At 63.3% G+C, this 21404-nt stretch carries 14 protein-coding genes; 13 read left to right on the top strand and 1 reads right to left on the bottom strand.

The features are described 5' to 3' along the window. Positions 1-32 precede the first annotated feature (32 nt). The 4 genes from murA to AR539_RS00285 are packed head-to-tail and all read left to right on the top strand — an operon-like array spanning position 33 to position 4351. Entirely contained in the window at positions 33-1358 is a 1326-nt protein-coding gene (gene murA / locus AR539_RS00270) for a UDP-N-acetylglucosamine 1-carboxyvinyltransferase (RefSeq protein WP_066431094.1), read from the top strand. Between the two features lie 10 nt (positions 1359-1368). Further along, positions 1369-2160 carry a lysophospholipid acyltransferase family protein gene (locus AR539_RS00275; protein ID WP_066431096.1) on the top strand — a complete coding sequence of 264 codons (792 nt, stop codon included), beginning with the start codon at positions 1369-1371 and terminating at the stop codon, positions 2158-2160. After that, entirely contained in the window at positions 2157-3209 is a 1053-nt protein-coding gene (locus tag AR539_RS00280) for an NAD(P)H-dependent glycerol-3-phosphate dehydrogenase (protein WP_066431099.1), read from the top strand. Before AR539_RS00275 ends, AR539_RS00280 begins: the two co-directional genes overlap by 4 nt. A gap of 2 nt (positions 3210-3211) precedes the next feature. Then, complete coding sequence (locus tag AR539_RS00285) at positions 3212-4351, top strand: D-alanine--D-alanine ligase family protein (protein WP_066431100.1); 1140 nt, start codon at positions 3212-3214, stop codon at positions 4349-4351. 3 nt (positions 4352-4354) lie between these two features. Here the strand turns inward: AR539_RS00285 and AR539_RS00290 are convergent, their stop codons facing one another. Then, positions 4355-4858 carry a DUF3515 family protein gene (locus AR539_RS00290; RefSeq protein WP_066431101.1) on the bottom strand — a complete coding sequence of 168 codons (504 nt, stop codon included), beginning with the start codon at positions 4856-4858 and terminating at the stop codon, positions 4355-4357. 648 nt (positions 4859-5506) lie between these two features. On the opposite strand from AR539_RS00290, the gene AR539_RS19225 reads away from it, so the two are divergent. From AR539_RS19225 to AR539_RS00330, 9 genes are all read left to right on the top strand, one after another. Then, the gene (locus tag AR539_RS19225) at positions 5507-5665 is read left to right on the top strand and encodes a hypothetical protein (RefSeq protein ID WP_157360877.1); all 159 of its coding nucleotides are present in this window, start codon (positions 5507-5509) and stop codon (positions 5663-5665) included. Between the two features lie 80 nt (positions 5666-5745). Further along, positions 5746-6939 (top strand): glycosyltransferase family 4 protein, encoded by a 1194-nt coding sequence (locus tag AR539_RS00295; protein ID WP_269433661.1) that lies wholly within the window; start codon positions 5746-5748, stop codon positions 6937-6939. Beyond that, complete coding sequence (locus AR539_RS00300; RefSeq protein ID WP_066431109.1) at positions 6936-8687, top strand: glycosyltransferase family 4 protein; 1752 nt, start codon at positions 6936-6938, stop codon at positions 8685-8687. Before AR539_RS00295 ends, AR539_RS00300 begins: the two co-directional genes overlap by 4 nt. Then, positions 8687-9574, top strand: a complete 888-nt coding sequence (locus AR539_RS00305) for an ABC transporter permease (RefSeq protein ID WP_231728435.1) — start codon at positions 8687-8689, stop codon at positions 9572-9574. The genes AR539_RS00300 and AR539_RS00305 overlap by 1 nt, the downstream gene beginning before the upstream one ends. Further along, positions 9561-10448, top strand: a complete 888-nt coding sequence (locus AR539_RS00310) for an ABC transporter ATP-binding protein (protein WP_066431111.1) — start codon at positions 9561-9563, stop codon at positions 10446-10448. Before AR539_RS00305 ends, AR539_RS00310 begins: the two co-directional genes overlap by 14 nt. After that, positions 10448-12355 carry a glycosyltransferase family protein gene (locus AR539_RS00315; RefSeq protein WP_066431113.1) on the top strand — a complete coding sequence of 636 codons (1908 nt, stop codon included), beginning with the start codon at positions 10448-10450 and terminating at the stop codon, positions 12353-12355. Before AR539_RS00310 ends, AR539_RS00315 begins: the two co-directional genes overlap by 1 nt. Then, entirely contained in the window at positions 12342-13613 is a 1272-nt protein-coding gene (wecC, locus tag AR539_RS00320) for a UDP-N-acetyl-D-mannosamine dehydrogenase (RefSeq protein ID WP_066431116.1), read from the top strand. Before AR539_RS00315 ends, wecC begins: the two co-directional genes overlap by 14 nt. A gap of 26 nt (positions 13614-13639) precedes the next feature. Beyond that, entirely contained in the window at positions 13640-16858 is a 3219-nt protein-coding gene (locus AR539_RS00325; RefSeq protein ID WP_082699114.1) for a bifunctional glycosyltransferase/CDP-glycerol:glycerophosphate glycerophosphotransferase, read from the top strand. 145 nt (positions 16859-17003) lie between these two features. Then, entirely contained in the window at positions 17004-20861 is a 3858-nt protein-coding gene (locus tag AR539_RS00330; RefSeq protein WP_082699115.1) for a CDP-glycerol glycerophosphotransferase family protein, read from the top strand. Positions 20862-21404: the final 543 nt, after the last annotated feature.

Here is a 21404-nt window from a genome sequence, read left to right on the forward strand (position 1 = left end):
TTGGGGGCGAGTAATCGTGAGGAAACCGGTATATGAGTAGTGTTCTGACAATCCGCGGAGGCGTCCCGCTGACTGGCCGCGTCACCGTGCGGGGGGCCAAGAACCTCGTCCCCAAAGCCATGGTGGCCGCCCTGCTGGGCAATGAGCCGTCCGTGCTGCGCAACGTCCCTGAAATCAAGGACGTCGAGGTTGTCACCAGCCTGCTCCAGCTCCACGGCGTCACGGTCGAGAAGGACCCCCACACCGGGGACCTCACCCTCGACCCCACCAACGCCAAGACCGCCTCCCACACGGCCATCGACGCGCACGCCGGCGATTCCCGCATCCCGATCCTGCTGTGCGGCCCGTTGATCCACGCGATCGGCGAAGCCTTCATCCCGGACCTCGGCGGCTGCAAGATCGGCGACCGTCCCATCGACTACCACCTGGACGTGCTGCGGCAGTTCGGCGCCGTAGTGGAGAAGCGTCCCGGCGGCATCCATATCTCCGCCCCGGGCGGACTCAAGGGCGCCAAGATCTCCCTGCCCTACCCTTCCGTCGGCGCCACCGAACAGGTGCTGCTGAGCGCCACGCGGGCTGAGGGCATTACCGAGCTCTCCGGTGCAGCCACGGAGCCGGAAATCGTCGACCTGATCGCCGTGCTGCAGAAGATGGGCGCGATCATCAGCGTCCAGACGGACCGCACCATCCGGATCGAGGGTGTGCCGGACCTCGGCGGCTACAACCACCGTGCCCTCTCGGACCGCAACGAGTCCGCATCCTGGGCCTCCGCGGCCCTGGTTACCCGCGGCGACATCTTCGTTGAAGGGGCCACCCAGCGGGACATGATGACCTTCCTCAACACCTACCGCAAGGTGGGCGGCGGCATGGAAATCGGCGACGACGGCATCCGGTTCTACCACAAGGGCGGCAAGCTCAACCCGCTGGTCCTGGAGACGGACGTTCACCCCGGGTTCATGACCGACTGGCAGCAGCCCCTCATTGTGGCCCTCACCCAGGCCGAGGGCGTCTCGATCGTGCACGAAACGGTTTACGAGAACCGATTCGGCTTCACCGATGCGCTGATCCGGATGGGCGCCAACATCCAGGTCCACCGCGAATGCCTCGGCAGCGTGCCGTGCCGCTTCGGCCAGCGCAACTTCCTGCACTCGGCCGTCATCTCCGGGCCCGCCCAGCTGACCGGCACCGACATTGACGTCCCGGATCTCCGCGGCGGGTTCAGTCACCTGATCGCCGCCCTGGCCGCCTACGGCACCTCCCGCGTCACCGGAATCGACATCATCAACCGCGGCTACGAGCGCTTCACCGAGAAGCTCGCCGGCCTGGGTGCCGATTTCGACATCACCTCGGCCGAATAGCGGGGCACAAGTGAAGGAAACGGCCAAGAGCCACGCCACCTTTGTCACCGTCGCCGGGATCGTCCGGCCGGTCATGAACCTCCTGATGCGCAAGCAATGGATCGGACTGGAGAAACTGCCCGCGGGCGGCTTCATCGCGGCGCCCAACCACTGCACCGAAATCGATCCGCTGGTGGTGGGGCACATGCTCTACAACCAGAAGCGGATGCCGCACTTCCTGGCGAAGGCCGGGCTGTTCAAGGTTCCCGTGCTGGGCTTTGTGCTGCGCGCCACCAAGCAGATCCCGGTGGAACGCTCGACGGCGGGTGCCAACCGTTCCCTGCAGGTTGCCAAGGAAGTGGTGGACGAGGGCGGCGCGATCATCATCTACCCCGAAGGTACGCTGACGCGGGATCCCGACCTGTGGCCGATGAAAGGCCACACCGGCGCCGCACGCATGGCGCTGGAAAGCGGAATCCCGGTTGTCCCGATGGCGCACTGGGGAGCCCATGAGGTCCTTCCGCGCTATGCCAAGCGGCTCCATGTCTTCCCTCGGAAGACCTCGCGCCTGGCGGTGGGTGATCCGGTGGACCTCAGCGCGTTCGCCGGACGCCCGCTGGACAAGGCCACGCTCACGGAGGCCACCAACGTCATCATGGAGGCCATCACCGAGCTGCTGGCCACGCTGCGCAACGGACAGCCGCCGCTGGTCCGCTGGGACCCCGCTGCTCACAACCAGTCCACCCACGGGCGTTTCATAGAGGGCGGTGCGGGCGGCCGTGCTGACAGATCAAACGAGAATATTGGGGACAGCACGGAATGACATTTGATCAAATGCGGGGACGGTCGGCCACCAGGGTAGCGGTACTCGGCGCCGGTTCCTGGGGGACCACCTTCGCGAAAATCCTCGCTGACGCTGCTGCAGCGTCCGGCGTCGACCGCAACATCCGGCTGTGGGGCCGCCGCAGCGAGGTGGTGGAGCAGGTCAACCTGAAGCACCGGAACGAGCAATACCTCAAGGACATCGCGCTTCCGCCGAGTATCACGGCCTCCTCCGACGCCTCCGAGGTCCTGTCGGGTGCCGAGCTGGTGGTCCTCGCCGTACCTGCGCAGACCCTGCGCCCCCAATTGCGCCAGTGGAAGGACCTGATTGCGCCCGGCGCCATGGTGGTGTCCCTGATGAAGGGCCTCGAGCTGCACTCCGATGCCCGGATGAGCGAGGTCATCTCCGAAGAGCTGGGAATTCCAGCCAACAGGATTGCCGTGGTCTCCGGCCCCAACCTGGCGATGGAAATTGCCCGGGAAGAGCCCACGGCCTCGGTTGTGGCCTGCTCTGACCCGATTGCGGCCGGCTGGATCGCCCGCAGCTGCACGGCCCCGTACTTCCGCCCCTACACCACAGGCGATGTGGTCGGCGTGGAAATCGGCGGGATTGTCAAGAACATCATCGCGCTGGCAGTCGGCATCTGCGAGGGTAAGCAGATGGGGGACAACACCAAGGCGTCGGTCATCACCAGGGGGCTGGCGGAAACGTCGCGCCTCACGCTTGCCCTCGGCGGCCAGGCCCAGACAATGGCCGGGCTCGCTGGCCTGGGTGACCTTGTGGCTACCTGTTCCTCACCGCTCTCCCGGAACCACACGGCCGGCCGGCTGCTGGGCAAGGGCCTGAGCCTGGACGAGGTCACCGCGGAAATGACGCAGACCGCCGAGGGGATCAAGTCCGCCCAGGCCGTTCATGAGCTGGCCGGCAAGCTGGGCGTTGAAATGCCCATCACCGCCGCGGTGGTTGCCGTGCTGGCCGGAAAACTGTCCGTTGACGAACTGGGGCCGCTCCTGCTGTCCCGGGACCTGAAACCCGAAGGCGATTACTGAGCGTGTCGGAAGAAAATTTGACCACAGAAGGCCAGGCCGTCCGGCCCCGTGTGGCGGTGCTGTTCGGCGGCCGTTCCAGCGAACACGCGGTCAGCTGCGTGACGGCGGCCGGAGTGCTCGGCGCCATTGACCAGACCAAATACGAGGTGATCCCGATCGGGATCGCCAAGACCGGCCAGTGGGTCCTCGCCTCCGGCGACACCCGGGACTGGTCGTTGTCGGCGTCGTCCCTGCCCGAGGTCGCATCGTCGGCCCGGACTGTGGCGCTGACCGAAATCGGCGGCGAACACCAGCTGATTGTCGCTTCGCCGAACGAGGTGCCGCAGGAACTGGGCGCCGTTGACGTGGTGTTCCCGCTGCTGCACGGCCCGTTCGGCGAGGACGGCACCATCCAAGGGTTCCTGGAGCTGTCCGACACCCGCTACGTGGGTGCCGGCGTGCTGGCATCCGCCGTCAGCATGGACAAGCACTTCATGAAGGTGGTGTTTGAATCCGCCGGGCTCCGGGTGGGGCCGTACATCGCCGTCACGGACCGGCAGTGGCGCAACGTTCCGGAGACTGTTCGCAAACGTGTGGACCAGCTGGGCTTTCCGGTCTTCGTCAAGCCCGCCCGCGCGGGATCGTCCATGGGCATCTCCAAAGTGGATTCCCTCGAGGACCTGGACGCCGCGATTGAGGCTGCCCGCGAGCACGACCCGAAGCTGGTCATCGAAGCGGGCATTGTGGGCCGGGAAATCGAGTGCGCCGTGCTGGAGGGCCGCGGGACGGACGCTCCCCGGACGTCCATGCCCGGCGAGATCTCCGTGGCCGGCGGCGGGCACGACTTCTATGACTTCAACGCCAAGTACGTGGACGACGCCGCCGCGCTCAGCTGCCCGGCCGACCTGCCGGACGAGGCCACGGCCCGGGTCCGCGAACTGGCCGCCGTCGCGTTTGACGCGGTGGGCGCCGAGGGTCTGAGCAGGGTTGATTTCTTCTACACCCCTGAGGGCGAGCTGATCATCAACGAGATCAACACGATGCCCGGCTTCACCCCGAAGAGCATGTACCCGCAGATGTGGAAGGCGTCCGGCCTGGTTTACGCGGAGCTGATCGACGAACTGATCTACCTCGCCCTGCACCGCAAGACCGGCCTGCGCTGACGCCTACTGGCTGGGCGGCAGGTTCCGCAGGTCCGCCTGGCCCACGCAGTTCCGCACCGCCGGCACTTTAGCGGCGGCGGCGGAGAGGTCCGCCAGCACGGTGGCGGAACTGATCTTGTCCGGGTCCATCAGGATCTCCGTCGCCGGTTCGCGCCCGAACGTGGTCAGTGTCCACACCGGGTTGCCTTCCTTGATGACCCAGTCGACGCCGTTCACGCTGACGCAGCGGTCCGTCGTCGGGCCTGGAACGTTCACACCGCAGCGCAGGATCACCAGCGACGGGTCGCCCCATGCGGCGGTGGCCTGGCTGTTGGTCTTGCGCAGCTTGGCCTCCCCGATCGCATCCGGCAGCGCCACCATCATGGGGGCGCAGGCGGCGTTCGCGGCGTCCTTGGCGGGCTCGACGTCGACCACCGGGGAGCAGGCGCTCAGCAGAACCCCTGCTGCCGCCACCGCGGCGAGAACGCGGAACGGGCGTGCGGAGGCCGGGAAACGGTAGAGGCGCATGTTTCAACCCTATCCCGCCCCGGCGGCACCGAGGCGAATCCCGGGCGCCGTACTGTCGAGTAGACTAATCAGGATCGTGCAATGCTGAGGATCTGCCGACGACGACGTTACTGCCAGCCACATCGACGCACATTATATTTATTTTCGTATTCGGGGGAGGTACTGTCTGTGACGTCGCGCATCCAGTGGGTGATAGCTGCTAGGACCGGATTGGCCGCCGTGTTGGTCGCCCTTTCTGTCGTGGCTCTGGGCTCTGCAGCCCAAGCGGACGATGTAATCCTGCCTGAACCGCCGGCGGTCACTCCCGTCGTTACGCTACCCCCTGCAGAGCCGGATCCATCACCCACCGTGGCTCCGGAGGTGCCTGCCGCCGAAGCCCCCGTTGATCCGCCTCAAAGCGAGACGCCGTTTGCAACTGCACCCGCGGAGCCGGCACCCGCCGCGGTTTACCGACCAGCCCCGGCTTATCAGGGGCCGGCCCCTGCTGACGTAGCGGCACCCGCTGCCCCCCAGCTAGTACTGCCCTCTGAAGAGGAAGCCGTCGACGCCAGCCAGGCGCCCTCTGAGCCAACGACGCCGCCCACTCCTGCCCCCGAGGCCACGCCGCCGTCGGCAGCAGTCGCTGTCGCTCCGGTTGAGCCACCTGCTATGGGGCAGACACAAATCCAGTCGGCGGTGGCTGTCGCCACCGGAAGTTCCGTGGCCGTCCAGGCACTCACGGTGCTGGTGCTGCTGGCCGCGGGTTATGCCTACTTCCGCTTCCTCGGCGGCCGGGCACCGGGCGTCGCCTCCAGGACGAGGAAGTAAACATCCTGAAGCAGTTAAGCAAGAGGTGGCTCAATGCTGCCCACCCCCAGACTGACACAGCTCCGGTTCGCATTACCCTGCTGACGCATTCCTACTGGCCGGAGCACAGCCCGCCCCAGCGGCGCTGGACCGCCATGATCAAAGAGTTTTCCCGGACCGGTTGGGACGTCGACGTGATCGCCCCTGTTGCGCACTACCCGTTCGGCCGGCGCGCGCTGGCCCGGAAGTTGGCTGGCAGGCCTTTCCGGCTGCAGCCTGGGCAATTTACCGAGAAGGTGCTTCGGGTGCCCTATCTCAGGCACGGCAATTCCCGCGTGGGGCGCCTGGTAGACCAATGCTTCTCGGCAATGGTCTCCGTACCTGCCGGAATGCTTCTTCCCATGCCAGATGTTGTGATTGTCACCGCTCCTGCGCTGCCCTCCCTCCTGGCCGGCTACGCCTTGGCGAAGCTGCGCGGCGTGCCCCTGCTGGTCGAAATGCGGGATGCCTGGCCCGACCTTGCCCGTGACGCACGTCTGGTTCAAGGCAGCGTCAAAAGCTTGGTTGAACGCGTGGTCGATTTCGTCCAGCACCGGGCTGACTTGGTGGTCACGGTCACCGAAGGCTTCGCCGAGACACTTCGTTCGCGCGGGGTCCGCAACGTCGCCACTATCAGCAATGGGCTGCACCTGGACGCCATCCCGGTCCTCGACCCGCCGGCGGTGGAGCGGCCGGTCTTCGAGGCTCTGTACCTGGGCAACCACGGCGAGAGCCAGCGCCTTGAGGTGGCCATCCGCGCCAGCGCACTGGTTGGCGACTCGATGCACCTGCATATGGTGGGCCACGGAACCCGCCGTCGGGCACTCGAGAAGCTGGCCCGCGAGCTTAAGGCGCCGGTGACCTTCCACGCGCCGCTTCACGGCGAGGCCATGATGGAGCGTTACGCCTCCGCGGACACGTGCCTGGTGTCGCTCCGGGACGATTGGAAATCCTTCGAAACCACGGTTCCGTCCAAAACTTACGAAGTCCTGGCCGTTGGCCGCCACGTGACGGCCATGGTGCGCGGCGAGGCGGCACGTGTCATCGCCGACGCGGAAGCTGGGGACATTGTGGCCAGCGACCCCGAAGCGCTGGCGGCTCTATGGCGTGAGTTGGCCGCGGACCGAGGACGCCTTGTCCGCAACGGCGACAGCCGGCAGTGGGTAAAGACCCATGCCGAGTACGGGCTGCTGGCCGGCCGCTACGTGGACCTCATTGCGGGGCTCCTGGGCAAGGCGCCCGCAAGCATCCCATGATCCAGTCACTGAGAAACCTTCGCCTCGCGGCCCTGACCGCCGGGCAGCACTTGACAGACGACCCGATGCTGCTCTTCCTCCAGCTGTCCAGGAGAGTTCCTGCGTCGGCGGCCCGGAATCTCGCGCGCGTCACATCGGCGATGGCTCCGCACGGCTCCGTGAGTGTCCCTGCGGTGCTCGCATCCCTCATCCGCGGCGACGGCGACGACATATCCCGCCGCCTGCGGCTTGCCGCGGACCGGAACATCTCGGGGGAGCGGACGCGGCGCCTGGCCGACATCGCCCTCGTCGCCAACCGTCCGGACCTCACGGACGTGCTGCTGGCCGCTGCGGGAACAGCGGCCAGGCTGCGGCCAGCGCAGGCGCGGCGGCTCTGGTACGCGGGCGACCTCAGCGGAGCAGTCGCCGCCCTCGACGGCGCCGGCCGGGCCGGGCGGCGCCAGCGGGCGCGGCTGGCCGGCGAGGCAGCCCTCTACCAGGGTGCGTCGCCCACGCTGCCCCGCCAACCGTTCACACCGGTGCCCGGCCGCGTCCTGCACGTGCTGACCAACTCCCTCCCGCACACCGCCAGCGGCTACGCGCAGCGGTCCCACTCGGTTATGGCAGCCCAGCGGACGGCCGGCTGGGAGGTCCTCGCCGTCACGCGCCTGGCCTACCCGGTGCAGGTGGGGAAGCTCCTGGCCCGCGCCGAGGACACGGTGGACGGGGTCACCTACCGGCGCCTGCTCCCGTCGCATCTGGCGCCCACCATGGAGGCGCGCCTACAGCAGCAGGCCGAGGAAATGCTGAAGGTCGCGCTGGACTTCAAGCCTGCCGTCCTGCACACCACAACGCATTTTGTGAACGGGCTGGCGGTCCGGGCCGTGGCCGACGCTCTGGGAATCCCCTGGGTGTACGAGGTCCGCGGGCAGCTCGCCGACACCTGGGCGGCAACACGCGGCCCCGGGGCGCGGGACAGCGAGAAATACCGGCTCTTCCAGGAACGGGAGCGCGAAGTGATGCGGGACGCCGACCTGGTGGTGACGCTGGGCCAGGCCATGAAGGCCAACATCGCGGCCGCAGGAATACCGGAGGAGAAAATCCTCATCGCCCCCAACGCCGTGGGCGGGGCCTTCCTAGACAAGCCCCTGGAAGCGGCTGCCGCACGCCGCGCAGTGGACCTGCCGGAGGACGGACTCTATATCGGGACCGTCAGCAGCCTGGTCGACTATGAAGGCCTCGATGACCTGGTGGGCGCCTTTGCCGCCCTCGCACCGGACTTCCCGCAGCTGCGCCTGCTGGTTGTCGGCGACGGCGTTTCCCGGCCTGCCCTCGAAGAGCAGGTCGCGGCTGCAGGACTGTCCCACCGGGCTATCTTTACGGGGCGGGTGCCGCGCGGCGCAGCCCACCTTTATCACCAGGCCCTGGACGTTTTTGTGATCCCGCGCAAGGACCTTGACGTCACCCGGGCGGTGACTCCGCTCAAGCCGGTTGAGGCCCTGGCGAGTGCCCGGCCGGTGGTGGGGAGCAACCTGCCGGCACTTCGGGAGATAATAGACGACGGCGGCAACGGCCTTCTCGCCGCTGCCGAAGAGCCCCGTGAGCTTGCACAGGCGATATCAGCCCTGCTCTCGGACCCCGGCCGCAGGATGCGCCTGGGGCAGGCCGGCCGCACTGCGGTGCTGGCCGAAAGGACCTGGGCGGCGAATGCCCAGGCGCTGGCCACGCGTTACGCTGGGCTGCACCATGACCATGAGGAGAACGAGTAGTGTCCGCAGATAGTGCCATAGACCCGGAGCCGGTGGCCGTACAGCCGCTCTCCGTGGACATGCGGCGGCTGACCCGCGTCGGTTCGCGGCCATCGTTCCTTGACTACCTCGTCCGGCTCTGGGACTTCCGCCAGTTCATGTTTTACGACGCCCGGGCGCGCATCCAGAGCGGGACCCGCCGGGACCGCCTGGGCAGCGCCTGGCTGCTCCTCAACCCGGTGTTCAACGGCCTGACCTACTTCCTGATCTTCGGGCTGCTGCTCAACACCAGCCGGGGCATCGAGAACTTCGTGGGCTACTTGGTGGTGGGCATCTTTGTCTTCCAGTACAGTTCGGGTGCCATTACGTCCGGCGCGCGTTCGATCCGGAACAACAAATCCGTGGTCCAAGCCTTCAACTTCCCGCGGGCGGCGCTTCCCATCGGCGCCAACCTGCGGGAACTGCTCCGGGCGGTCCCGCTCATCCTTGCGATGCTGCTGATTGTGGTCCTGCTGCCTCCGGGTGAGGAAATCACCTGGCTTTGGATCCTGGTGGTGCCGGCGATTCTGCTGCAGGCGCTCTTCAATCTGGGGGTGGGCCTGATCCTGGCCCGCATCATCGCGCGCGTCCACGACGTGACGCACCTGCTGCCCTTCGCGCTCCGGGCGTGGATGTACGGCTCCGCCATCTTCTTCTCCTATGACCGATTTGTCACCCATCCCCAGATCCTGGCCATCATCAAGCTCAACCCCTTGTTTAACGTGATCGACATCGTCCGGAACTGCGTCCTCTACGCGACGGTTCCGCAGTGGCAGTCGTGGGCCATCCTTGCGGCCTGGGCCCTCGGGGCGCTGGGCTTGGGCCTGGTTTACTTCTGGAAGGGGGAGGAATCCTATGGACGCGGATGACCAGGAGCTCTTCATCGAAGGCCACCCCTGCGTGGTGGTGGACAGCGTCGAAATGCGTTACCGGGTGGCCTCCAGCGCCGCTTCCGACGCCGGCCCCCAGGACACGGCGCCGCGCTTCTTCCGCCGCGCCGTCAATAAATCCAACATGGTGACCGTGCACGCCCTGAACAAACTGTCCCTGGTGGTCGAACGCGGCGAGTCCGTGGGCATCATCGGCAGGAACGGCTCGGGAAAGAGCACACTGATGAAGATCATCAGCGGCCAGTCCAAGCCTTCCAAGGGTGCGGTGTACGCCTCCAGCACCCCCATCATGCTCGGCGTCAACGCCGCTTTGGTGCAGGACCTTTCCGGCGACCAGAACGTGATCCTTGGATGCCTCGCCATGGGGATGAGCCGGGCGGAGGTGGACAGGAAATTCAGCAGCATCGTGGAGCTGTCCGGACTGGAAAAGTCCATCCACCTGCCCATGAAGTCCTATTCGTCCGGCATGGCGTCCCGGCTCCGATTCGCCATCGCGGCCAGCGTCGACCCAGAGATCCTGCTCGTGGACGAGGCACTCAACACCGGCGATGCCCAGTTTGCGGACCGGAGCAAGCTGCGGATGGACGAACTCCGCGAACAGGCAGGCTGCGTGTTCCTGGTCAGCCACAGCCTGGACACCATCAAGGACATGTGCACCCGGGTGGTCTGGCTCGACAAAGGCGACCTGATCATGGACGGCGAACCGGAGACCGCCATCAAGGCCTACCAGGATTTCACCCGCCACCTCTCCAAAGGGAACAACATTTCAGCCGCCAGGATCCTCGACGAGGCCAAAGCGAACCTCGTGGCCACCGAGGTCCGCGGGCGGTCCTCGCGCCGGAGCCGGGGCTGATGGCGAACGTGCGGACCCTCCGGACCGGGCTCTGGCATCTGCGCCGGGGCGGGCCGGCGCAGTTCAGGTTATGGCGGTCCCGCCAGCGCGTTGAACGCGGCTTCGCCGCGCCCCGCAATGTCCAGGGCGTTGAGGCGGCCTGGACCGGAATGGGACACAGACGGCGGCTCTCCCTCCTGCCGGCCATCCAGCCACAGCAGGCACCGTCCCGCCCGGAGGTGCGCGCCGCCGTCATCCTGGATGATTTTTCCGCGCTGGCCTTCGGCTACGAATGGACCACCATTCCCGTCCATCCGCACACCTGGCGCAGCGACCTGGCACCCGGAGCGATCGACATCCTGTTCGTCGAATCGGCGTGGGCGGGCAACGATGGGCTGTGGCGCGGCAAACTTGCCGGCCCCGGCGGCCCCAGCACGGAGTTCCGCCAACTGGTGGCATGGTGCCGGGAGCAGGGCATTCCCACCGTGTTCTGGAATAAGGAAGACCCGCCTCACTACCTCGACTTCCTTCCCGCCGCCCGGCTCTTCGACCAGGTGTTCACCTCCGACTCCGGCAAGATTGCCCAGTACCGGGCGGACCTGGGCCACGACCGGATCAGCGCCCTTCCCTTTGCCGCCCAGCCGGCCATCCACAACCCCGTCCGGCCGGCCCACGGACGGCACGGCAGGGACGTGGCCTTCGCAGGCATGTACTTTGCGCACAAGTACCCGGAGCGCCGGGCCCAGATGGACTTCCTCCTCGGCGGCGCCCTGGACGCGTCCGCCAGGATGCGGACGGGCCTGGAGATCTTTTCGCGCCAACTGGGCGGGAACGCCGAATACCAGTTCCCGGCGCCGCTTGACTCCCGGGTGGTCGGGTCGCTGTCGTACGCCCAGACGCTCTCCGCCTACAAGGCGTACAAGGTCTTCCTCAACGTCAATTCCGTCGTCGATTCGCCCAGCATGTGCGCCCGGCGCATCTTTGAGATCACGGCCTCCGGGACGCCGGTGGTGACCGCGCCCAGCCTCGCCATGGAGCAGTTTTTCCCTCCCGCGGCGGTGCCGGTGGCTGCCACCCGCAAGCAGGCCGAGCATCTCACCCGGGCGCTGGTGGCCAACCCTGAGCTCAACGACCGCACCGCGCACCTGGCCCAGCGCATCATCTGGTCCGGCCACACCTACGCCCACCGCGCCGACACCGTGCTGCAGCACGCGCTTCCGGGGGTCGGCACCGGGGTGCGGCGGCCCACGGTCTCCGTGCTGATGCCCACCATCAGGCCCCAGAACCTGGAGCACGTCTTCCGGACCCTCGCGGTCCAAAAGGGTGTGGACCCGGAACTCGTGCTCCTCACCCACGGTTTCCAGCTCGCGGCGGAACGGCTCGCGGAACTGTCCGACATGTCCGGTCTCCGTAACGTTGTGGTGCTGGACGCGCCCCGGGAGGTGCCGCTGGGGGAGTGCCTGAACAGGTGCGTCGCAGCGTCCGGGGGCGATGTCCTCACCAAAATGGACGACGACGATCACTACGGGCCCCACTACCTCAGCGACCAGCTCCATGCTCTGGCATACTCCGGCGCGGACGTTGTGGGCAAACAGGCCCACTACATGCACCTGGCGGCGTCCAATGCCTCTATCCTGCGGTTTGCCGAGAGGGAGCACCGGTTCACCGACTTCGTGATGGGACCGACCATCATGGCCAGCCGCGGGGTCTTCCTGGACCACCCGTTCCTGCAGGTTACCGTCGGCGAGGACACAGGATTTCTCCGGGCCACACATGCTGCCGGTAAAATCATCTATTCGGCGGACCGGTTCAACTACTACCAGGTCCGCACCGGCCACGCGCACACCTGGCAGGTCGAGGACGCCGAGCTGATCGCCTCGGGCGACCTGAAATTCTACGGAAAGCTTCACGAACATGTTGACATCTAAGGCTGACACCGGCACGGCGATCGGAACGGTCGCCGTCGTCGGACTCGGCTACATCGGGCTGCCGACGGCAGCCATCCTGGCCACCAACGGCCTCGACGTCGTCGGCGTCGATGTCAACCCGGAGACGGTGGACGCCATCAACAACGGCAACGTGCCATTCGTGGAGCCGGATCTGGGCATCCACGTGGCAGGTGCGGTCAGCCGGGGGAGGCTCCGGGCCCAGCTCGAGACCCCCAGGGCTGATGCGTACATCGTGGCCGTTCCGACGCCGTTCAAAGCCGACAAATCGGCGGACATGTCCTACATAGCAGCCGCCGCCCGGGCCATCGCGCCCCAGCTGGAGGGCGGGGAACTGGTGATCCTGGAGTCGACCTCGCCGCCAGGGAGCACCCGCCGGCTCGCCGAACTCATCCTGGGCCTGCGTCCCGAGCTCAGCCTCGACGGCCGGGACGGCAGGCCCGCCGTGCTGATGGCACATTGCCCCGAACGGGTGCTGCCGGGCCGGATCATGATCGAGCTGGTCACCAACGACCGTGTGGTGGGCGGACTCACACCAGAGGCCGCTGACGCCGCGGCTGCGCTCTACGGGGTGTTCTGTAAGGGCGAGATCCACCTGACGGACGCCACCACCGCGGAGATGTCCAAACTGGTGGAAAACGCCTACCGAGACGTCAACATCGCGTTCGCCAACGAGCTCTCTGTCATCAGCGACAATCTGGACATTGATGTCTGGGAACTCATCCGATTGGCCAACCACCACCCCCGCGTCAATATTCTGCAGCCCGGACCCGGTGTCGGAGGACACTGCATTGCTGTGGATCCGTGGTTCATCGTCGCAGCCGATCCCGAAAACTCAGCGCTTATTCGGACCGCGCGGGAAGTCAATGACGGAAAGCCCGGCTACATTGTGGATCAGGTCAGGAAGGCTATCAGTGACATCGACCGACCGGTGATCGCGTGTCTGGGACTGGCCTTCAAAGCCAACATCGACGACGTCCGCGAGTCGCCCGCAATGGAGATCGTCCGGCGTGTGGCGCTGCTGCAGCCGGAGGCCGAGATACTTGTCGCGGCCCCGCACAAGAACAGCCTGCCTCACGTACTGGCTGCGCTGCCTAACATTCGTCTCGTGGAAACGGATGCAGCGATCGCGGCTGCCCACGCAGTAGTGCTACTGGTCGACCACGACAAATTCCGTGACATCGAACCCTCCAGTCTGGATGGCAAACGGCTCATTGATACCCGAGGATTCTGGCGCTGAGCGATGAAGGCAGGCGAGCGGCTGCGATGAGATCCATTCGTGTGGGAGGGCCCCACCAGCCCGGGATAGCTCCCCGGCTACGACGGGTGGCGTCCCGACTCAGCGGCGCCTTGCATCCTGCGGACAAGGGACGACTCCGACGCCTCATACGGGGCCGCCAGGCGCACCTGGGACAGCTGTCAGTGGTCGTGCCCGTGTTCAATGTCGAGCCCTATCTTGCCGACTGCCTTGCGAGCATAGTCTCGCAAAGCTACCCGTACTTGGAGATCATCGTCGTCAATGACGGGTCCACAGATGGTTCATTGGCAATTGTCGAGGATTTTGCCCGACGTGACCGAAGGATTCACATTCTTGACGTCGCCCACGCAGGTAACGGCCGTGCACGAAACGTGGGACTTGGACGGGCCACAGGAGAATTCATCACCTTCGCGGATTCTGACGATGTCGTGGCCCCTCACGCCTACAGCATCATGATCGCGAAGCTGCGGGAGACCTCATCCCAGTTCGTCGTAGGCTCGTCTGACCGGCTGCTGGGACGAAGCCGATCTAGTGTGAAGATGATGGACAAGCTTCACGCAGGCACGAAACACTCAATTCAGTTGGGGGATGCCCCCGAAATCTTGTCGGACGTCTTCCTGTGGAACAAGATGTTCCGCAGGGACTTCTGGGATTCTGCTGTCGGGACCATTCCGGAGAATGTCCTCTATGAAGATCAGGAAACGACTGCCCGGGCGTATGTAAGGGCGACGGCGTTCGACGTTATTCAGGACACTGTGTACCACTGGCGGATTCGTTCGGATGGATCTTCCATTACGCAAAACAAGAACTCGATCCGTGATTTGGCGGACCGCCTGCGCGTGGTGGATTCCGTCAGCGCGCTCCTAATGTCCGAGGCCGGATCTGACGTCCTCCTAGCGTGGTTCACGCGAGTTCTCGGATCGGACCTCGTTCCCTACTACGAGGTGGTGCCTCACGCTGGCCCGGACTACTGGGATGCACTTCACTCCGGCTTGGCTAGAATAATTTCCTCAATGCAATGTCTGGACAGCGAATTTTTGGCAACAGTGCTGAAGAATATCGGACCTCACGAGCAAACCCTCTGCACCCTCGCTGCGCAAGGAGCCCGTGGAGACTTCGAATCCGTGCTCTGCTACCGGACCGAGAATGGGACCGGGTTTGAGGTCCAAATCCGCGATAACACGTTTTTTGCCCGGCTCGATTACTTGGATGCGTTGACGACGAGCCATCCTCAAAGGATGCTGGAAATTCATTCAGCCGCTTTGATGCCGGCTTCGCACGTGCGATGCGACGGGTGGTCGAATGACGGGTCGCTCCTGCTTAGCGGGCACTTGTATGTGTTGGGTCTCGATTCGGAAGCCTTCCCCGGAGACCTCAGTGTCCGAGTAACGGGCCCCACCCGGGATCTCCCCGGCATAGAGGTCAGCCGGGTACAGGATCCGCATCTGGACATGCTTGGCAACGATGCTTATGCCAGCCATGCAGCGGCGGGCTTTACTTGCCGCGTCTGCCTAGATCATGTCGGCGAAACCACCCCAGGTTCAATCGAAGTGGTTGTCACTCTGGCTATCGCCCACGAGGTAGTTGAACGACGGCACGTTCTGAATCTGCCTCCCCGGAGTTTAGACCACAACCCCGCCGACCGCACATTGCGGCAACCGATCGTTACGGATATCACTTTCGACGCAGAGCGGGAAGAATTCAGCGTGGGCGTGCGCGTCCCGCGAACGCTGGTGAAGGACCTAGCGACTTTCGACGTCGCACTGGCAACAGCCCGGAATACCGTTCGGCCGACGTCGGCCATTACAACCGGCCAGGATGGCCGAAGATTCACTTTCGCGCTGAAACAGACCGTGTGGGGGAGGCAAGCTGCAGCTCCCCTTTCAGGCACTTACACGCTTCGTTATGGGACAGGGCTAAAACTCCCAGATCAGCTTTCGAAGCCGGTAATGACCATGTGGGGATTGTCCGCAATCCTTCCACTTGAACACGGGTTTCAACACGCCGTGGTCAGCGCAGTCCAAGCTCCGTCCGGAGCTCTTGCCGTGAGGATCATGCCCCCGCTCCAACCAGAGGAGCGCGGAACGTACAATCAACGCAGGCTTCGCGATGAGTATGCCGGAAAAGCCGCTTATCGCGCACTGACGGACGCCGTCCTCTTTGAAAGCTTCGCGGGCAAAAGCTGCACTGACAGCCCACGCGCCCTCTCGGACGCCCTGCATGCTAGGTCACCTGCGGTGCCCATTTTCTGGTCGATTTCCGATTTCTCTGTAGAGTACCCCGATTACGCTGTGCCCGTCCTGCGCGGCTCCCGTGAGTGGTTCACACGGCTGAAAACCTCGGGAACGGTGGTCAATAACAACAGTTTCCCTGCCTATTTCCAGAAATCCGAAGGTCAACGCTATGTGCAAACGTGGCACGGCACACCGCTGAAAAAACTGGCCCGGCACGCCCCCACCCGGTACCTCTCCGCGTCTTACCGAAGGCGGATGGAACGTGAAGCGCTGATGTGGGACGTCATGATTGCACAAAACGGCTTTGCCGCGGATGTACTGGCGGACGCCTTTGGCTACGGTGGTGACGTCCTGACTTTGGGCTATCCCCGCAACGACACGTTAGCAACAGAGGACCGGGTAAGCCGGGCCCAGCAAATCCGCCGGGATTTGGGCATATCACCAAATAAAATTGTCGTCCTCTATGCGCCAACTTGGCGAGACAATGTCAAGGATGCATCTCGGCGCCACGCTTTGGTGGCCCACCTGGATTTTGGCAGGGCAAGGGAGTCGCTCGGCTCGGAACACGTCTTCCTGCTTCGTGGGCATCACAACGTTGCCGGTGGCTCGGCCACCCGCGTTGGGGCCAACCTTATCGACGTGTCAATGTATCCGGAGGTCAACGATCTGATCCTTGCCTCGGATCTGTTGGTGACAGATTACTCATCGATAGCCTTCGACTACTGCGTAACCGACAAGCCAATGTACTTCCTGGTACCCGACCTCAGTGAGTATCGCGACGAGATTCGGGGCTTTTACCTCAACTGGGAGGCCGAAGCTCCCGGGCCCTTGTGCGTGGATACGGACGAGCTTTGCGACGCCATCAGGTCAGCAAGCGGGTCTCGGGCCAAAACGTATGGCCACTTCAAATCAACGTATGCAGCACTTGATGACGGTGCTGCTGCGCTCAGGGTCACAGAAGCGATCTGGCCCGCGGAACAGGTGTCGCGCTGAACCGTCATGGAACCGCGTGTTCGCCTTAGCGATCGGGCTGGCTGTGGCTGTATCGTCGGGCCCACACGGACGGCAACGTAAACTCTTGTAGTGGCCCTGCTCGGCCGCGTGTCTGCTTGGCCGTAATTCAGCATGGAGGAAATTAATGATTGGTTGGCAATTTGGCTACTGGTGTGGCCGCGAACTTGAAAAACGGGGCAACTGGAAGTCAGCCGCATCTGTCTACCAAATGCTCTGGGATCATGGGGGATCCAGGAACGCGAAAATTGCCTACAAACTCGGCCATGCCCACTTCAGTCTCGAGGACCTGGTACTTGCACAGAAGTACATCTCCGCTGCGGTAGAACTGGACCCGAAGGCCGCGAACTGGCATTACCGCCTTGGATTCATTCATGAACGTCAGAAGTCCTGGGCCGACGCCCTTCAGTCCTACGCACTTGCCACGGAGTTGGATCCCAGGCGGGCTGAGTGGTTTTACCGGAAAGCACAATGCGAACAGGCCTTGGGCGAAAAGGTGGCGGCTCAGGAGTCGCTGCGTTCTGCAGTGCATGTGGATCCCAGCAACGTTAAGTTCCACAAGGCCTTGGGCAAACAACTCGCCCAAGGTGCCGCTCGGTGGCAGGAAGTCGAGGCGTTGGAATCCGGACTATCTGTCCAACAGGACGACGCAGCATGGCTTCTTAAACTGGCTCGGGCCTATTTCGAAATGGAACGTTTCGCGGAAGCTGCGGATCTCTTCGATCGAGTGACGCAGTTGCAGCCCAAGGATGCCAGGCTGTTGTTCGAAACGGGCTTGGCGCACGCCGGCAAACGAGACCACGCCTCTGCCCAAGTATGGTTTGCGCGTGCCGTGGCCGCCGACGAAGAGCTTAACGCCGCCCAGCTCGGTCCCGGGGCCTTCTTGGAGGACCTGAGGGACTGGAACAGTGCCGCCGGAGCCTATTTGGAACAACTCAAGCACAAACCGTTGGATGCTGAGTTGCACTTTCGCCATGGATTTACCAGCGACCGAGGCTACAAGTGGTCCAATGCTGTCTCTTCGTATCGTGCTGCGGTAGCCCTGAGGCCGGAGGAAGCGTATTGGCACTATCGGTTGGCATTTGCTCAGGAGCGGCTAAGGAATCTTCAGGGGGCTGCCGAGTCTTACGCTGCAGCTATACGGGTCAGCGAAACACGAAAACCATATTGGCATTTCCGCCTAGCCTATGTTCTTCAGGAGATGGGTCGCTTCGAGGAAGCCAGTGAATCCTACATCGCGGCTGCGCGGCTGACCCCGCTGGATCAAATATTCGACGAACCGGAGTCAGCGCCAACCGAGGTCAGGGGCAGGCTTCTCGGTTTGGTGCGGCAACTCGCCGGATCCGTCAAGTGCAGCCTGGACGCAAAGTCCTTCTTCGACGTCGGCATGGATTTCGAGAGGCTTGGGGACTGGTCGGGTGCAGCTCAGCTTTACCACCAAGCGGTCTTGCGCAGCAACGACCACAGGCCTGTTTGGTACAACAGGCTCGGGCACGCACTCGCGCGGTCCGGTCAAGCCGAGAAAGCATGCGATGCTTTCCGCACGAGCCGGATTTTCGCGCGGCCATATGGTGTCAGTGAACAGGGTTACTCGAAGAGCGCAGCCGTCAAGACTGTCATTGAATACGTTGAATACTACGAAACTTTGCCCATCACGAAGAACACAGTTCTCTATGAAAGCAACCTCGGCGGATCCATCGACTGCAACCCGCTGTCCATCTACGAAAACATCGTGGATGATCCAAAATACTCGGATTACGTCCACGTCTGGACTGTTGCAGACGGCAACGTTCCGTTGCCGGATAGCCTCCTGCGACGTGAGAACGTCCGCATCGTAGTAAAGCAGTCAGATTTATATAGGCGCTATCTAGCCACCGCCCAGTACCTCATCAACAATTCAACCTTTCCCTCCTACTTCATTCGTAAAGACGGTCAGTCATATCTAAACACTTGGCACGGCACGCCCTTGAAGAAGATGGGCACCGACGTTGAAGGGGCCGCGCTTGAGCACGCGAATGTCACCCGAAATCTGCTTCAGGCCACGCATCTTCTGAGTTCGAATGCGCACACAACGGATGTGCTCACACGAGCCTTTGGCGTCGACCATCTCTTTACCGGCCGCGTTGGGCTTACGGGGTACCCCCGGATCGATAAGACGATAAATTCTTCGGCGGAGAGCAGGGAAGCAGTTTTAGACCTTCTAGGCCTTGATCCCGCGGACCACAAGCCCGTCGTATTGTATGCACCCACTTGGCGGGGCAGCATGAACGCCAAGGTACTCGACGCGGAGGCCATGGCTCGGGACATTGAAGCTCTTGCCGTTGCTCCAGACTTTCATTTGGTGGTGCGTGCACACCATTACACCGAGGACCTCCTGGTCGGAAGCGACAAATCGATCACCGTAGTGCCCCGGACGCTGACCACAAATGACCTGCTAGCTGTCGTCGACGTACTGATCACGGACTACTCAAGCGTGGTCTTCGACTACATGTCCACCGGACGCCCGATGGTGTTCTTCGTGCCGGATCTCGAAGAATACGCCGAGGAGCGGGGGCTATATTTCGATCTGGATAGCCTCCCGGGGCCCGTATGCCGCACTGTCAACGAGGTCATCGGTGGAATTAGAAGCGCTCTGACGGCAAATCACGCGCATCCGGCCTATGCTGCAAATCAGGAACGGTTCACTCCGGCGGAAGATGGACGCGCTGCCCGGCGAGCTGTGGATTTCTACTTTGAGGGTGACGCTAGCCATGAGGTCCCGCTTCCCAAGAAGCAAAGCTCCTTGCTTTTCAGGCACGGCATGAACCCGAACGGCATGACCGCTTCCCTGCTCAACCTGCTTCAGGCGCTGGATCCAGGCCGCCACGCCATGACGCTACTCATCGATGCAGCGGGCGTCTCCAACGACTCCCAAAGGCATGCCGCTTTCAAGTCTCTTCCGGAGAACGTGCGTACCGTCGGCCGGGTGGGCCGACACGTCGCCTCAGTGGAGGAGCGATGGATAATTTCGACCTTCAACAGGTTACACAGCTTTTCAACGGAAGAGCAGAAGCAGATTTACTTCAATTCTTACAGTAGAGAATTCCGGCGGCTTTTTGGCACTGCTGCTTTTGATGTGCTCGTGGAATTTGACGGTTATTCACCCTTTATGGCTTCGATCCTTCTCGGAGGCCGCGACGGTACGAGTAGGAGTGAAGTATTCCTGCACAACGACATGCTGGCGGAGTCCAGTTCCAAGTATCCTTACTTGCGCGAAATGTTTTCCCTATACCGTGAGTTTGACGGAGTGATATCGGTATCGGAGACTCTCAGCGAGGTTAATTCCTCAAAGCTGTCGGATCGATTCGGTATCCGGAATGAAAAATTCGGTTTTACGCCAAATGTCGTGCTCCCGGATCGCATTATTGCACGGGCTTCCGAGCCCGTCGACCCTGCATTGGCGGAGTGGATGTCCGGCAAGGGCGCGGTCTTCACCATGAGTGCACGCCTCTCTCCGGAAAAGGACCACGCCAAATTGCTGCGTGCGTTCAGACAAATTGTAGATGAAGCACCGGACACGCGACTTGTGCTGATTGGCGATGGGGTGCTTGCCGGGGATCTGCGGAGGCTGTCACGCGAGCTCGACCTGGAGCGGTCTGTCCTGTTTGCCGGACTGCAAGACAACCCATTCGCGATTTTGAAGGCAAGCGACTGCTTCATCCTCTCGTCGAACCATGAAGGCCAGCCAATGGTTCTGCTGGAAGCTATGGTCCTAGGAATGCCGATTGTTGCGACGGACATCGACGGTTCGAGGGGAGTCCTTGCGCATCAGGGCGAAGAACATGGACTGCTCGTGGCGAATTCTGTTGAAGGCCTTGCAGGGGGTATGCGCGCATATCTGACCGGCAATGTGCAACCTGCCCGGTTTGATGCGGATCAATATGTGGCGAGCGCTATTGCCAAGTTCGAAAGCGTCGTTGGAACGCATGGTGAACTGGTCCGATAGAGCAAATAAGGTGGCGGATGATCATCTCTTTCCCGGGCACGGCAGGCGTCGACAGGGGATTGTGTCAAGTTTTTCTTGCCCCGTAGGGGCAGTTTAAACCGGCCCCACCCTGCGAGAATGGTGACCGAATCGGGTCGCGCTGGCTGTGGGCGGTCTTCCGTCTTGGAGCTGGGTTGTGGGACTAAGGCGCCGCAACGGAGTCCGCAGATTCGAGGATGTCTCGTGAGTGGACGTCGGGCGACTCGGGAAATTCGGTCCAGGACCGAATCGGTGAGGGAACGATGGGGAGGGTGGATGCAGCGGCAACCAGCGCCCGCCCCAAGCGCGGGACTGACGCCGGGTGCCATTGCCAGGACTCCGCCGCTGATATCGGCCCCAGGCATTACACCCAGGGTGAAGATCCGGTACGTGGACATGACGCGTCCCATGAGGTCAAGCGGAACGAGCCTGGGAACGATGCCGGCCCCCGACGGACCGGACAGAATGACGACGAAGAACCAACCAAATCCCGGGAGACCAATCCATACGACCGGACCCAACCCC

Origin of the sequence: Arthrobacter sp. EPSL27, assembly GCF_001512305.1 — a bacterium.
Taxonomy (GTDB): Bacteria; Actinomycetota; Actinomycetes; order Actinomycetales; family Micrococcaceae; genus Arthrobacter.